At 37.5% G+C, this 15,571-nt stretch carries 9 protein-coding genes; all 9 read left to right on the top strand.

Annotated elements, in window-relative coordinates; genetic code table 11:
• The first annotated feature begins 3 nt into the window (after positions 1-3).
• Positions 4-1,734, top strand: coding sequence for a LamG-like jellyroll fold domain-containing protein (locus GOQ16_RS15325; protein WP_160070093.1), 1,731 nt, complete (start codon positions 4-6; stop codon positions 1,732-1,734).
• Positions 1,735-1,744: 10 nt separating this feature from the next.
• On the top strand, positions 1,745-3,769 hold the full coding sequence (locus GOQ16_RS15320; RefSeq protein WP_160070092.1) for a M60 family metallopeptidase: 2,025 nt from the start codon (positions 1,745-1,747) through the stop codon (positions 3,767-3,769).
• Positions 3,770-3,782: 13 nt separating this feature from the next.
• On the top strand, positions 3,783-5,573 hold the full coding sequence (locus GOQ16_RS15315; protein ID WP_160070091.1) for a LamG-like jellyroll fold domain-containing protein: 1,791 nt from the start codon (positions 3,783-3,785) through the stop codon (positions 5,571-5,573).
• Positions 5,574-5,578: 5 nt separating this feature from the next.
• Entirely contained in the window at positions 5,579-6,814 is a 1,236-nt protein-coding gene (locus tag GOQ16_RS15310; RefSeq protein WP_160070090.1) for a discoidin/SUN/FTP domain-containing protein, read from the top strand.
• Positions 6,815-6,982: 168 nt separating this feature from the next.
• Positions 6,983-8,053: an efflux RND transporter periplasmic adaptor subunit gene (locus GOQ16_RS15305; protein WP_160070089.1), complete on the top strand. Its 1,071-nt coding sequence runs from the start codon at positions 6,983-6,985 to the stop codon at positions 8,051-8,053.
• 10 nt (positions 8,054-8,063) lie between these two features.
• Positions 8,064-11,141 carry an efflux RND transporter permease subunit gene (locus GOQ16_RS15300; protein ID WP_160070088.1) on the top strand — a complete coding sequence of 1,026 codons (3,078 nt, stop codon included), beginning with the start codon at positions 8,064-8,066 and terminating at the stop codon, positions 11,139-11,141.
• 1 nt (position 11,142) lies between these two features.
• Complete coding sequence (locus GOQ16_RS15295; protein ID WP_192922538.1) at positions 11,143-12,447, top strand: TolC family protein; 1,305 nt, start codon at positions 11,143-11,145, stop codon at positions 12,445-12,447.
• A gap of 254 nt (positions 12,448-12,701) precedes the next feature.
• Positions 12,702-14,123: a Gfo/Idh/MocA family protein gene (locus tag GOQ16_RS15290; RefSeq protein WP_160070087.1), complete on the top strand. Its 1,422-nt coding sequence runs from the start codon at positions 12,702-12,704 to the stop codon at positions 14,121-14,123.
• 86 nt (positions 14,124-14,209) lie between these two features.
• Complete coding sequence (locus GOQ16_RS15285; protein WP_160070086.1) at positions 14,210-15,265, top strand: formylglycine-generating enzyme family protein; 1,056 nt, start codon at positions 14,210-14,212, stop codon at positions 15,263-15,265.
• Positions 15,266-15,571: the final 306 nt, after the last annotated feature.

Genomic DNA, 15,571 nt, shown 5'->3' with positions numbered 1-15,571 from the left:
TTTATGAAAACAAAGAAAAAATTAACGAACATATTCCAATGGTGTACGCCATTGCTCATAATAGTGTTGGCTTTCAGCTCTTGTAATAAGGATTTTCCGAATATTCTGAAGCAATTTTCTGAACAACCAAATTATGATTCTGGGTCATCAAAAGTTCTATATATCATTGCTGATGGCGTTAGAGGTAGGGCATTGCAACAATTAGAACTACCTAATTTCAGAATAGTAAGTCGAAATGCTTTGCATTCTTACGGATCATTAGGGGATTATAAAAGTACTCCTTTTACAAAAGAAGCTGGGGTGACATCATTATTAACCGGTGTAACTTCATCAAAGCATAACGTGATAGGAAGTGATCTTTCATCTGCTGATCTTGAAAGTTATCCTACAATCATAAAACGTATAAAAAGCACGAAATCGGATTTAACAACGACTGCATTTTCTGCAAATGAGGACATTTATAATAGTCTTTTGAAAGACGCAGATAATGGAAGTATTGCTGCTACAGATGCTGAGGTATTACAAAAATCAACTGATGAACTGAAAAATGGTTCCTCCGATTTAATTATTGCACATTTCACGGAGCCTTTTACAGTTGGATCGGAAAATTCATTCGAAGTTGATAATCAAAATTATGAGGCTTCACTTCGCAAATTTGATGAATCTATCGGCTTGTTAATCAATGCAATCAAAGAAAGACCTTCTTATGCACAAGAGAATTGGTTGGTAATCATTACATCTAGTATAGGTGGACCCGCTATCAATGCGGAGGTGGATAACACCTCTTATGGTGATAACAATAGAAATACAATCACTTTTTTCTATAGCCCGAAATTTTCAAGAAGCTTATTATCAAGACCAAATTCAACAGAAATTCCTTTTGATGGCAATGCATTGCGTTATACCTATGGTAGTCCAGCAGTGAATTCAACATTACAAGATGCTGAATTGTATAATTTCGGACCTAATACAGATTTCACAATTAGCTTTTTCTTTAAATCAAATACTACTGGGAGTCACAATTACCCAATCATTCTTTCAAAGCGTGATGTTGGTTTCAGTGGCAATGGTTGGAATTTGTTTATGGAGGTACGAGATGGCAACAATAAGATAGGTTGGAATAGTAATATCAGCAGTCAAGTATTTGGCACCAAACAAATCAACGATGGATTATGGCATAGTTATACCGTTGTAGTCAGCAGATCCGGGGCTGCGGATTCGGTTAAAGTATTTACCGATGGAGTTTTAAATGCATCAACCACAATTAATACCAATTCTCTTCTTAATAATGCACCACTAGTGATTGGTAAGAAAGCAGGTAATGATAATGCAGGAGCTGACTTTCAGCTGAACAATCTCCAGATTTACAATACTGCATTTACAAACAAAGAGGTAGCCGAATTAACAGGTATTACAAGTGTAGAGAACAACCATCCTAAAAAATCTAATTTAATAGGCTATTGGCCAGGATATGATGATGTAGGTACAAATAAATTAACGGATTTATCAGGCAACAATAAGCATATGGCGATCACAGGTCCATACAATTGGACAAGTTATAGTGATGTTGTAAATCATTTTCAGCCACCAATTCGTGATTCATTCTATAAGTTGGTTCCTAACGCTGTAGATATTCCATTTTTTATATATCAGTGGTTTGGAATTATTCCACAAGAAGCTTGGGGATTAGAAGGTAAAAGTTGGACGCCAACATTATTAGTGTCAACGTTATAATATTTTGGTTATGAAAAGAAATTTAAAGAATATATTCCTTGTTGCCTTATCCGTGTTGTCTATTTCGTCATGTGGCAAGTATGGATACGATTTTGAACATGGTCACATAGAGGGTGATAAGGAACCGTCTATAATAGAAACAGATACTACGATGTCTGTAGCAGACAAAAGTCTCTATCATCGCGCACGATTGTACCCAGGTTTGGTGGGGGATAATGTCAAAAGGATTACAGATACAGTTGTAAATTTTGATATGGATTACTTTTATGTGAGTACACAAGATCTTAAAGTTAGTCAAGTACCACAACCTATTTTTAGTACAGGTCTGTATGCTCCTGCTGGGGAAAATATTAAGATTACAGTTCCTGCTGGGGTAATTGGCCTTACCGTACAAGTAGGGGTACATACGGATAATTTATCGGGTAAAGATCCATTGCGTAGAGATCCAATTATTTTCACTAGAAAGGAGCTGTTTCCGGGCGTCAATTATGTGAAAAACTTATATGGGGGTACGATTTGGATATTTACAAATAACTCAAGAACACAGCCTGTAAGCTTAAATTTTTCGGGAGCAGTTCGATCACCTGATTTTATATTGGGTCAATCAAATGTACAAGAGTGGTTAAAAGACGTAGAGAATACGCAGGTTCCTTGGTTAGAGGTACGATCTGAAAAGGTTATATTTTCTATTCCAAGAAATATGGTAATCAATTATAAAGGGGATGCTGCCAATGTTGAAGGTGCACTTACGGAGTGGAATGAGATATATGTAAAGGATTTTTACGATTGGATGGGGTTATTACCAAATACCACAGATCTTAAAAATAGATATCCAGATTTACCAGAACGCGCAGTTTTGGATATACAACCATCTGTTGGTTATGCACACAACGGTAATCCTTGGGTAGCACAAGCGGATAGACATTGGTTTAGAATGTTTACCGATAGAAATTATATTTTAAATCCTGATAATCTTGCAGAAGTAAGCTGGGGTGCATTTCATGAATTGGGACACAACTATCAGCAAGGTGGCACATGGAGCTGGAATGGGTTGGGTGAGACTACCAACAACTTATTCATTTGGAAAGCGGCTAATAGATTGAATCGATTAGCAATTGCAAATCACCCTGCTATTCCTGATGCTTTTGAGGCTGGATTAGAGTATGCAGCTAAATCTACAGGTAAAAATATAATCACGGATAAAGAAACATCTACGGGTAATCATCCTTTTGTGAAGATTTTACTTTTCTTACAAATTTATAATAAGGCTGTAGGTAAAAATGGGGAGTCTGGTTGGGATTTTATGCCTTATATCTATAAACAAGCAAGAAATACAAATTATTCTTTCTCATTAGACGAAGCTAAGAGAGACTTTTTCTACCGTACGCTATGTGATTTTACAGGAAAAGACTACCAAAAGTTCTGTAGAGCGTGGGGGATTCAGATTAGTTCATTAGCAAGAAGAGAAATGGCAGCGAAGTATCCACCATTGGAGAAAGCGATTTGGACATATAACCCATTGACTAACACAGGTGGTGAAGGTACAATCAATCCTAAAGAGGACGTTGATGTGACGGAATGGACTATTTTGGCAAAATCAACGGAAGAACCTACAGGAGAAGGAGCAAACAACGGTCAGGCTATTCGTATTATCGATGGTAATACCAATACATTTTGGCATTCACAATGGTCTGCAGCTACAGCTCAGCTACCTCACTCAATAACTTTTTCTTTGAAAGCGAATGAAATTGTTAAAGGATTCTACCTTGTTCCAAGAACAAATAGTGCTGGACAAAGACCTAAAAACATCGAAATTCAAGTAAGTATTGATAATAGTAATTATACAACCCTTACTGACGCGGATCTAGAAACTGGATATTCGTTTACAATGCCTAATTCTGCCGACCGTAAAGAATTCAGATTAAAGCAAAGTCGTGAAATACGTTTTGTTAAAATATTCTTTAGAGAGAATAATCATAGTGGTAATTCGAATCATGCAGTTTCAGAATTCGGAGCATTTTTTGACATCGACTAATACCTATCATACCATGAAAAGAAACTTATTAAATGTAATTCCATTGTTGTTATTCGCTGTAATAATTACGGGATGTACGAAATATTTTAATCCAGAACCCAAATTCGAAGAATACGAACAAGATTCTGAAAAAATACTTAAGCGTAAGATTTTGCTTATCTCTGTAGACGGTCTGGTGGGGAAGGAATTGGAGAAAAAAATCCCCAATAATCTTAGCCAATTGATGAAAACGGCTAAGTATTCATTTGATGCGTTGACGGATAATAATACTTCAGATCCAGCCTCTTGGGTCACTATGATGACTGGATACAATTCGGATACACATCACATCACGGATGAGAGCTATTTGCCACAGCCTGATACGGAGCACCCACACGATGAAGTAACTTTTGCCCCAAGCGTAATCTATCGTTTGAAACAGGTGCAAAGTTCATTGAGAGCATCAATCGTTGTACAAGATGAAGGGATTGGAAATATCTTGTTAATGGATTCGGATGAAAATATTGTAGTGAATTCAGATGAGAAAGTAAAAGAAGAAGCATTAAAGGTATTTAATCGAGATAATGTATCAGATTTGGTAATTCTTCAATTTAAAGATGTTTTGAAGGCAGGTTCTACAGCTGGTTTTGATGCAGATAAGTCTGAATATGCACAAGCTATTGAAAAAGTAGATTCTCAAATTGGAGAAATCATAAATAAAATAAATACAAGAGAGGATAAAGAATACGAAGACTGGTTAATCATTGTAACTTCTAGCCATGGTGGTGTGGAAAAAAGCTATGGTGGTAATTCATTTCCAGAAAGAAATATTTTTACACTATATTCTTATAAACATTTTTTACCTCAAGAATTAAAAGCTGAAACTATGCAGTATGTGTTTCTGAATGGTTATTTTCCAGGAACTTATACACATTATGATGGGATAGCTACACGTACATTTTCTGAAATAGGGGTGCGTGCACAATCTCCTGCAGGAGACGCTAGCAATGTTTTTAATGCGAATTCTACACCTACAGGAGCTATTACGTATGATTTTAAATTTAGATTACGTGAGGATAATGTATGGGCAGGTTTATCCTTCACAGGAGGCTTTAGTTTCTGGTACAATTACTTTTTAGGAAAAGATGCTGCGTCCAATAATGTTAATAAAGGATGGCATCTTTATGGTCAAAATGCCAATTTCAAATTAAGATTTCAAGATGGTACCAATACACGTGAAGTCGAATTTACGAGAGGTGCAGATGGAAGCTGGCATCATTATTCTTTCATTTTTGAAAAAGTAACAAACACTACAACAGGTGTTAAAATCTATTTGGATGGTGTGTTATTAGCTTCTCAAACGATAGAAATGGGAGTAGATGCTTTTGCTAATGCGGAACCTTTGACTCTAGGATTTAATACACAAGCAACAAATCTAGGTTATACTCATATGGATATGGCAGATTTTAGAGTTTGGAACAGAGCCCTGACGGATGCTGAAGCAAGAAACATCGCTTGTCGCAATGAGATAGAATCTACAGATCCATTGGCTGGCAGTTTGATAGCGCATTACAGGGAACTATCGGCTAACACATGGTATAATTCCTTGGAGAATAATACACCAGATTTGACATTTTCTAATACTGCATCTGTGAATATAAGTGGCAACTATATGCCTTGTGACCAACCAAGTGATGAAGTATTCGTTCAGAATTTAGATATAGTTCCACAAATATTCTACTGGTTTGGTTTGAAGCCACATGAAACTTGGGGATTCCAAGGAGAAGTATTTTTGTCAAAATTTGAACTAGAATTTTTGAAATAAACATCATGAAAAAAATATATAATAAAATTATTCCAGCTATTTTGATGGGTGTTTTGATCCTTGGGATAGGTGCATGTAAGGAAAATGCATTAGTAATTCCAGATCAAATTCCTTTGGACGATATCGAGGTCAATGCACGTGGACCTGTGAAGCAAAATAACTTTCAAGTCGTAGCAGATGACGATGAAAAAGTAAGATTTGATATCAGTTCTGTTGATACAGAATTGGTTGAATCTGTCTTTTTTTCGTACAATAGAGCTGGTGTAAAAGAAATTACAGAAGTAAAAGATTTCGAAAGTTTATATATCATTGAGAATTTACCTGTGAGTACTCCTTTGCCAATTGAAGTGTGGGCGAAAGGTAAAAATGGTATTGAATCCAAAAAATTCTCTTATGTGGTTAGTGCATTACCATTTCCATCAAAAGGGATCGTTAATAATATCAATGTACAAGGTGGTATAAGAATGGTTAGCATTTTTATGCTCAATCTTACAAGATCCAATGCAACATTATATTATAAAATAGATAATGCTGCAACATTTACAGCAGTTGACTTGCCTACACCGACGCCAGGGGATAACTTTGAAATAAAAGGAATCTCGGAAGGTAAACACACAGTAACTTATTATGTAAAAGATGCTAAAGGTGGCGAATCAGAAATTCGCACAGTTGAAGTGGAAGTATTACCTCCTGTATTGGTTGATTACAATACTGCAGCTTTACGAGCTGGTTGGACGCCGTATGCTTCGAATTCAAATTCTACATCCGAAGGACCTCCATCCTATATGTTGGATGGAAACACGGGGACGATTTGGCATACGAAATGGAGTACCACTGTCACATCAGATCATTCAGAACATGAGAAATACCCATTTACGTTAATTTTTACATTTACGCAAACTAGAGCAGCATCTGCAACAGGCTTATACAATGAAGAAGCCCTTAAAGCTCCTGCTGGACCTTATAAGCCAATTATTGTTAAAGAAGTTACGTTGTTGCATAGAGCCGTAAATAATTACCGTGTAAAGGATATTGAATTATATGGGATCAAATTGGATGGTACAGAAGTTAAATTGGGTAATTTTACCTTAGCCAATGATCGTCAGGATACTTCTATACCATTGCCCGAAAATGAGACGCTTTTTAAAGCTGTCAAAATTATATGTTTAACAACTTTTAGTGCTACTGATCGTTTCGCGAATATGAATGAAATTTATATCAAAGGTTATGACGAGTATTAACAAAGCATAATTCAAATCAATTTTTAATAATGTAATTGTAAAGCCTTATCACTTTATTGTGATAGGGCTTCTTTGGTTGGAGCTTTTATATCTATATTTTTACAACATCTTAACGCAATAAGCTTTATCTTGTGTATCCGTTTATAGGGCAAATAGATATCTAAACTTATGAGTAAAAAAGCCATTATATTTTTGAGCATTGGATTGTTGATCGTGGTGGGATTGGTGACATATCGTATCATTACCAATACCAAAAAAGAAGAAGCCAATAAATCAGCTGGGGGAGCTAACCGCGCAGGAGGGGGAAATAAAGTTTACGGGCGAGTAGTTGAAGGACAACCCTTTGCGGATTACTTATCTCTGAGTGGCTCCATAGAAGCAAATGAGGTAGTTGAATTGCATGCTGAAGTGTCTGGAATAGTCGAGAATTTGAATTTTCAAGAAGGAAGTCAAGTGTCTGCTGGACAAGTACTACTCAAAATAAACGACGCCGAATTACGCGCACAGCTGGCTCAAGCAAAAACACGCTCGGAGTTAGCAGGTGAAAACGCGCGAAGAGCCAAACTACTTTTAGAAAAAGAAGCGATTAGTCAGGAAGAATACGACATTGCATCAGCAGATTTCCGCACTTCTGAATCCCAAATACAATTAATAAATGCACAATTAAGCAGAACTTTAGTTCGTGCGCCATTCTCAGGCAAAATTGGTTTACGCAATATTTCAAAAGGGAGCTACATCACACCTGCTACTGTTATTGCTAATCTTGCAAATACAGCACAGGTAAAATTGCTATTCTCCGTTCCCGAACGTTACGCCTATATGGTAAATAGGGGAAGTCAAGTAGAATTCTCCATTCAAGGAGATGAACAGAAATTCACAGCTGCTGTTTATGCCATTGAGCCTGTAATTGAAGCGAATACACGCACACTTCTAGTTAAAGCCATCAGCAAAAATAGCAGCAACAAACTTATTCCTGGCGTATTTGCTAATGTGACCTTTCCACTTGAAACGGTGGATAATGGTTTATTGGTTCCAGCTGAAGCATTAATCCCGATTCAAAATGGTAAAAAGATTTTTGTATTACGCGAAGGCAAAGCCAAAGAAGTTATCGTAGAAACTGGTGGTCGTACAGATGCTGATGTGTTAATCACAAAAGGTTTGGTAGAGGGAGATACTATCTTGACTTCAGGCGTGATGTCGTTGCGTGATGGCTCTCCAGTTCAAGTTATTTTACGTTAATCTATAGAAAATGAGTTTATCCACCCTGAGTATAAAACGTCCGGTTCTGACCATTGTCATGAACTTGATGTTGATCTTGTTTGGAATCATCGGCTATACTTTCTTAGGTGTACGTGAGTTTCCATCCATTGATCCGGCACAGATTTCGGTACGCACGAGTTATGCCGGCGCGAATCCAGATATTATTGAATCACAAATTACAGAGCCTTTAGAAAAAGCGATTAACTCCATTGATGGTATTCGAAATATTACTTCTACGAGTTCTCAAGGTTCGAGTAACATCAATATTGAGTTTAACCTCAATAAAGATTTGGAAGCTGCAGCAAATGATGTGCGTGATAAGGTATCACAAGCGATGCGCAGTTTGCCACAAGATATCGATGCCGCTCCTGTCGTTTCAAAAGCTGACGCAGATTCCGAACCCATTATCTCGATGACGCTGCAAAGCCGTACGCACAATGTGTTGGAACTGTCTGATTATGCCGAAAATGTTATTTCACAACGTTTACAAACTATCCCAGGCGTTAGTTCCGTTCAAATATGGGGATTGCGAAAATATGCCATGCGTCTTTGGATTGACCCAAATAAATTAGCTTCTTATGGCTTGACGGTGATGGATGTACGTAATGCGTTGAATAGTCAAAACGTGGAATTGCCATCCGGAAAATTGACGGGAGCGAATACGGAATTGACGGTTAAAACAATAGGAAATCTTTCGACCGAAGAACAATTTAATGATATCATAATCCGTGCGGATCAAACTAGGGTAGTGCGTTTGGGCGATATTGGAACAGCGGCATTGGAAGCTGAAAATTTCGAAACCAAAATGTCGGATTCGGGATTCCCAATGGTGAGTTTAAATATTATACCACAACCTGGAACCAATTACCTAGAAATCGCAAACAGCTTCTACGCAGAATTTGATAAAATGCAATCCGACCTTCCCGAAGGATATGAAATGAATATCGCTATTGACAATACACAATTTGTGAAGAAATCGGTATTGGAAGTCGTCGAGACATTGATCATCGCCGTAATATTGGTAGTACTCATTATCTATATATTCTTCCGTAATTGGTCTATTGCATTCCGTCCATTGATTGATATTCCGGTATCCTTGATTGCTACATTTTTCATCATGTATTTGTGTGGTTTCTCTATCAATGTTTTGACCTTACTTGCGATTGTATTGGCTACAGGTTTGGTCGTGGATGACGGTATTGTGGTCACAGAAAATATTTTCAAAAAGGTCGAAGAGGGAATGTCTCCAATTGAAGCTGCGATCAAAGGTTCTAATGAAATCTTTTTTGCAGTAATATCCATCTCGGTAACTTTAGCTGCGGTTTTTCTACCTGTAATATTTTTAGAAGGATTTGTGGGAAGTTTATTTCGAGAATTCGGAATAGTCATCGGTGCTGCGGTATTGATATCTGCTTTTGTTGCCCTCACGCTGACACCTATGTTGAATGCCTATTTGATGAAAGGTGGTGAACAGAAGAAAAGTAAATTCTACGAACGTACAGAAAAGTATTTTGTGGCAATGAATACCGAATACGCCAACTCACTCAAAGGATTTTTAAAATTCAAATGGCTAAGTTTCGCAATTCTAATTGCTTGTTTTGGATTAATTTATTTATTCTTCCAACTTTTACCCAAAGAAACTGCACCTTATGATGACCGTAGTTATTTGAGCTTACGCGTGACTGCGCCAGAGGGTGTATCGTACGATTACATGGATAAGTTTATGACGGACTTGACCATGTTGATAAATGATTCTGTGCCTGAAAAGAAAGTAAGTTTGGTGATAACTTCGCCTGGTTTTGGTTCGGCTTCGGTAAATAGTGGGATGGTCCGATTAGGATTGGTAAATCCTGAAGATAGAACGCGTTCGCAAGAAGAGATAGCAAATGACTTATCGAAATTAACACGTAAGTTTTCTGAAGCACGCGTTGCGGTATCCCAACAACCAACTATTTCTGTAAATAGACGAGGTGGTTTACCAATTCAATACATCATACAAGCTCAAAACTTTCAACAATTAGAAGAAAAAATTCCGCTTTTTATGGAGGAGTTATCTCATGATCCCACTTTCTCTATCACAGATGTGAATTTAAAATTCAACAAACCTGAAATTTATGTTACGATTGACAGAGAAAAGGCACAGTCTTTAGGCGTATCTGTATTGGATGTCGCACAGACCTTGCAAATGTCACTTTCTGGACAGCGTTTTGGTTACTTTATGATGAATGGTAAGCAATATCAAGTTATGGGACAATTTGATCGTAAAGATCGTGCGACGCCCAATGATTTGGCTGCTATGTATGTGAAGAGTAACAAAGGTGAGTTGATTCAACTGAGTAATATTGTCGAATTGGAAGAGCGCAGTAGTCCACCACAATTGTATCACAACAACCGCTATATGTCTGCTACAGTATCGGCAGGATTAGCACCGGGCAGAAGTATGGGCGAAGGTATTGAAGCAATGGAGCGCATACGCGATAAAGTGTTGGATGAAACTTTTACCACGGATTTAGGAGGAGAGTCTCGAGATTTTGTGGAAAGTGGTTCCAATACGATGTTCGCGTTTGGTCTAGCTGTTTTATTGATATTCTTAATCTTAGCAGCACAATTTGAAAGTTTCACCGATCCGATTATTATAATCATTACAGTTCCGTTAGCTGTAGCTGGAGCTCTATTTTCATTATGGCTTTTTGGCCAAACTTGGAATATCTTTAGCCAAATCGGAACAATCATGTTGATTGGATTAGTAACCAAAAACGGAATTTTGATTGTAGAATTTGCAAATCAACTGCGCGAGCAGGGTATGGATAAATATACTGCCGTGGTTGAAGCTGCCGAATCCAGATTAAGACCCATCTTAATGACATCTTTGGCTATTGCATTTGGAGCACTTCCTATAGCAATGTCATTGGGTGCTGCCTCTACGAGTCGTATGGGGATGGGTGTTGTTATCGTGGGGGGGACAATGTTTTCGTTGATTTTGACACTTTTTGTAATACCCGCGTTCTACCTGATGATGTCCCGTGAAAGAAAACACAGACCAGAGTTTGATAATTTAGAAGATTAGTATGAGAAGGGTGATTAGAATTGCAATATGTATGTTGCTGTGTGGGCATCTAAGTCAAGCACAAGAGTTGCTTACGGTCAAAGATGCCATAACCATCGCATTAGAAAATAATTACGATATTAAATTATTTCAGAATAATTTGAGAGTCGCACAAGAGAATGTTACGCCTGGAAATGCAGGCATGTTGCCAACAGTAACTGGGAATTTCAACCAAAATAATAGTCTTTCCAACTCCAATCAGACGCAAGCGAATGGTGATGTCAGAGCTTTAGACAATGCGAAGAATAACAGTCTCAATTATGGAATTAGTGTGGGCTGGACTGTATTTGACGGATTGGGGATGTTTTCCCGTTATGAGACGCTGAAAGAGTTACAAAAACAAGGCGAAGCCGAATTGCAACGTTCGGTGGTGACACGTATTTCGGATGTGATTTCTACTTATTATACCATTGTCGAACAGCAAAATTTGTTGTCTGCTATTGATTCCAGTATTGTGATTTCGCAAGAAAGATTACGTACTGCCGAAAATAGATTTTCCATAGGAAAAGCTTCACGTTTGGAAGTATTAAATGTTCAGGTAAATCTGAATACAGACGAATCGAACCGCATTAAACAAGAAAATGTGGTAAAGAATCTTAAAATTACTTTGAATACTTTATTAGCAAGAGATTTGCAACAAGACTTTCAGGTTATTCGAGAAGTCTCTATTGACGAGACTCTTACACTTGGTAATTTATTAGAACAGTCAAAATCTACTAACCCTGATTTGATTTTAATAAGCATCAATAGAAGATTAGCCGAATTGGAAGAAAAAACAGTTAAGGCAAATCGTTATCCCACAGTACGATTGAATGGAGGGTATAATTTTAGTGAATCTGAATCAAGTTTGGGTTTCGTTGCCGAATCACGTTCTCGTGGTCTTACTTATGGTATTACGGCTTCGGTCAATATTTTTGATGGTTTTAATCAGAGAAGAAACGAGCGTATCGCCAAGATTCGCATTGAAAATGCGGATTTGCAACTGAGTCAAATCAATCAGCAAATAGAATCCGAAATCGCGCAAGCTTTCAATGTTTACAAAACCAATTTGGAATTGGTGAAATTGGAAGAGAAGAATGAACAAATAGCGCGTCAGAATATGAATATTACTTTAGATAAATACAAAATTGGAACATTGAGTGCTGTCGAATTCCGCGATGCGCAAGAGAATTTTATAAATGCGGTTTCCCGATTTAATTCTGCAAAAACTCAAGCAAAGTTATCTGAAACTTTATTGATGGAATTAATTGGTAAAATCGAATTGTAACAAACGAAATAGACAATCGAATTCGTAAAATTGGACAAACGTTTGCGTTTGCGAATCATTTTATAATCTGATAATTATCGATTATAATTGTTAAAGATAATACGAAGAACGTTATCGTTAACCCATGAAGACCTAAGAAGATTAAAACATTGGTTTTCTTGTTATTGACTGTTTAGTTTGTTTTAATATAGGTGATTTTTGAAGGGGCTTTGTGCCCCTTTGATTTAAGACAAAGATTTATAAATCAAAATTGTATGAGTACAAATAGAAGAGATTTTCTCAAAAAAGCGTCATTACTATCCGCTACAGCTATTACGTTGCCATCTTTGCATGTGCAAGCGGCTCCTGCGCCAAGATTCAATATGTCAGGATATGCTGCCCCAAAGATCGATAAAGTACGTGTTGCTTTCGTAGGGTTAGGTAATAGAGGATCTGGTGCTGTAGATAGATATACATATATCGAAGGTGCGGAAATCGTAGCATTATGTGATAAGCATGCCGATAAAGTAACCAAACATCAGAATACGGTAACACAGCGTGGATTGAAAAAACCTGCTGCATTCTCGGGTGAGGATGGTTGGCGAGAGATGTTGAAATCTGTGAAAATCGATTTATTGTACATCTGTACACCGTGGGATTACCATACGGAGATGAGTATCGAAGGTATGAAAGCTGGTGCACACGTTGGTTGTGAGGTGCCTATCGGTCTGACAGTAGAAGATTGTTGGAAAGTGGTTCGCGTGTCTGAAGAGACAAAGAAACATTGTATGATGTTAGAGAACTGCTGTTACGATTTCTTCGAATTGCAAACTTTAGGAATGGCAAGAGCTGGTGTTTTCGGTGAATTGATTCACGCAGAAGGCGCTTACATCCACGACTTATTAGATTTAAATTTCAGCAAAACATATTACGATGATTTCTGGAGATTAAAAGAAAACATTCGTTTCAATGGTAACTTATACCCAACGCACGGTATTGGTCCAGTAGCACAATGTCTAAATGTAAATCGCGGTGACGTGATGACATCGTTAGTGAATGTGGCTTCGAATGATTTCCAAATGGGTGAAGAAGCTAAACGTTTAGCGAAGGAAGATCCGGCTACATATGGTCAATTTGTAGGTGCGCAGTTCCGTGGAAATATGCACACCACATTGATTCGTACGCAGAAAGGTAAAACAATCATGATTCAGCATGATGTGACCTCACCTCGTCCATATTCACGTATTCATATGTTGAGTGGTACAAAAGGTTTCTGTGAGAAATACCCTAAAATTGGTATCAGTTTAAAATCACACAAAAATGGTCATGACTTCCTTCCAGAAGAAGATATGAACAAATTGCGTGAGCAATATACACCAGAGATCGTAAAATTCATTGGTGAGCAAGCGAAGAAAGTTGGTGGTCACGGTGGTATGGACTTTATGATGGATTGGAGATTGGTAGACTGTTTACGTAATGGTTTAGCACTAGATCAAGACGTTTACGATGCTGCTGCATGGTCTGCAATTGTACCATTAAGCGTAGAATCAACGAAAAAAGGTAAAACTGTAGAATTCCCAGACTTTACACAAGGAACATGGATTTCCAACAAACCTGTGGAGTTAACATTAAAAGGTGGTGGTAACACAGGAATTCGTCCGAAAAAAGACGCCAAAGGCAATCAATTGAGTGTGTAAAAATTTGGTAAATGATTTAATATTTAGGCTTCAAGAGTAGAATCTTGAAGCCTTTTTATATTTTAGTGAAATAAAAACCTGTTCCAATGAAATATTGCAGTTTAGCCTTTCTACTATTAGTTTTTTCGTGTCAGCAGCCTACGGATAAAAGGGAATCTTCCATTAAAACAGATGTTACCTGCGCGATGGAAACTATTCCAAGTCGTCATGCAAAAGGAATAGCAGAAAAAAACATAAAGGGCAAGGATTCGGTGCGTATGATTTTAATAGAAGGGGGAAAGTTTTCGTTGGGATCGGATTATTTTGAAGATGCTAAACCTAAACATGAAGTCGAAGTAAGTTCATTTTACATGGATGAACATGAAGTTACGAATGCGCAGTTTGCACAATTTGTAAAGGAAACAAACTATGTTACTGTTGCTGAAAGACCTTTAGATCCGAAAGATTTTCCAGGCGTAGATGCAGCAATGTTGGTTGCAGGTTCAGCAGTTTTTGTGGGTAATCTAGAAGCACGTGATTTAGAAAATCCATTGTCATGGTGGGAATATGTCAAAGGCGCTTGTTGGAAGCATCCTGAAGGTCCTAATAGCAGTGTAAAAGGAAGAGAAAATCATCCTGTAGTGCATATTGCCTACGAAGATGCCGAAGCTTACGCAAGATGGGCAGGGAAACGTTTACCAACCGAAGCGGAATGGGAATTAGCCACAAAAGCAAATAGTCATACAAATGAAGATTATTATTGGGGTAAGGAGTTGAAAAAAGATGGCAAATGGATGGCGAATACCTATCAAGGTGCTTTTCCGAAAAACAACGCTAAACTAGATGGTTTCGCTGGTTCAGCTCCTGTGAAATCATTTCCTGCTAACGCACTTGGGTTATACGATATGGTGGGAAATGTGTGGGAATGGTGTTCAGATTATTACCGTTCAGGATACGATACCAATGCGATTAAAGTTAACCCCAAAGGTCCAGCAGACTCCCACGATCCACAAGAACCTGGTTTAGTCAAACGCGTACAGCGTGGTGGTTCTTTTCTGTGTGTAGACAGTTATTGCGAACGCTACAAAGCTGGCGGTAGAGGCAAAGGTGAAATCAATAGCCCAACTAATAATGTTGGATTTCGATGTGTTAAGGATATATAAAGCTATAAATAATCAACTACTTCTAAAATGACATCATTAAATTTTTATTAACTCAAATTCTTCACTAAGGTCCTTTATTAAATCTTCATTATAAAAATATTCATCATCCCAAATAGCAAATCCAAAAGAATTGCTTTGAACAAATGCTTTCAAATACTTTCCGTCAATTTTTATAAGTATTCCGCAGTCAATAATATTAGAATATTTAGCGTCTATATTTATAATGTCTTTTAACCCAGATTACGCAGTAGATATTTTCATTTGAAGATCTATCGGGTAATCCCAAAGTCCCCTGAACCATTTTCT

This window comes from Sphingobacterium bovisgrunnientis, from assembly GCF_009829085.1.
In the GTDB taxonomy this organism is placed as follows: domain Bacteria; phylum Bacteroidota; class Bacteroidia; order Sphingobacteriales; family Sphingobacteriaceae; genus Sphingobacterium; species Sphingobacterium bovisgrunnientis.
The sequence above is the reverse complement of the archived record's forward strand: the minus strand, read 5'-3'. Positions and strand labels throughout refer to the sequence as shown.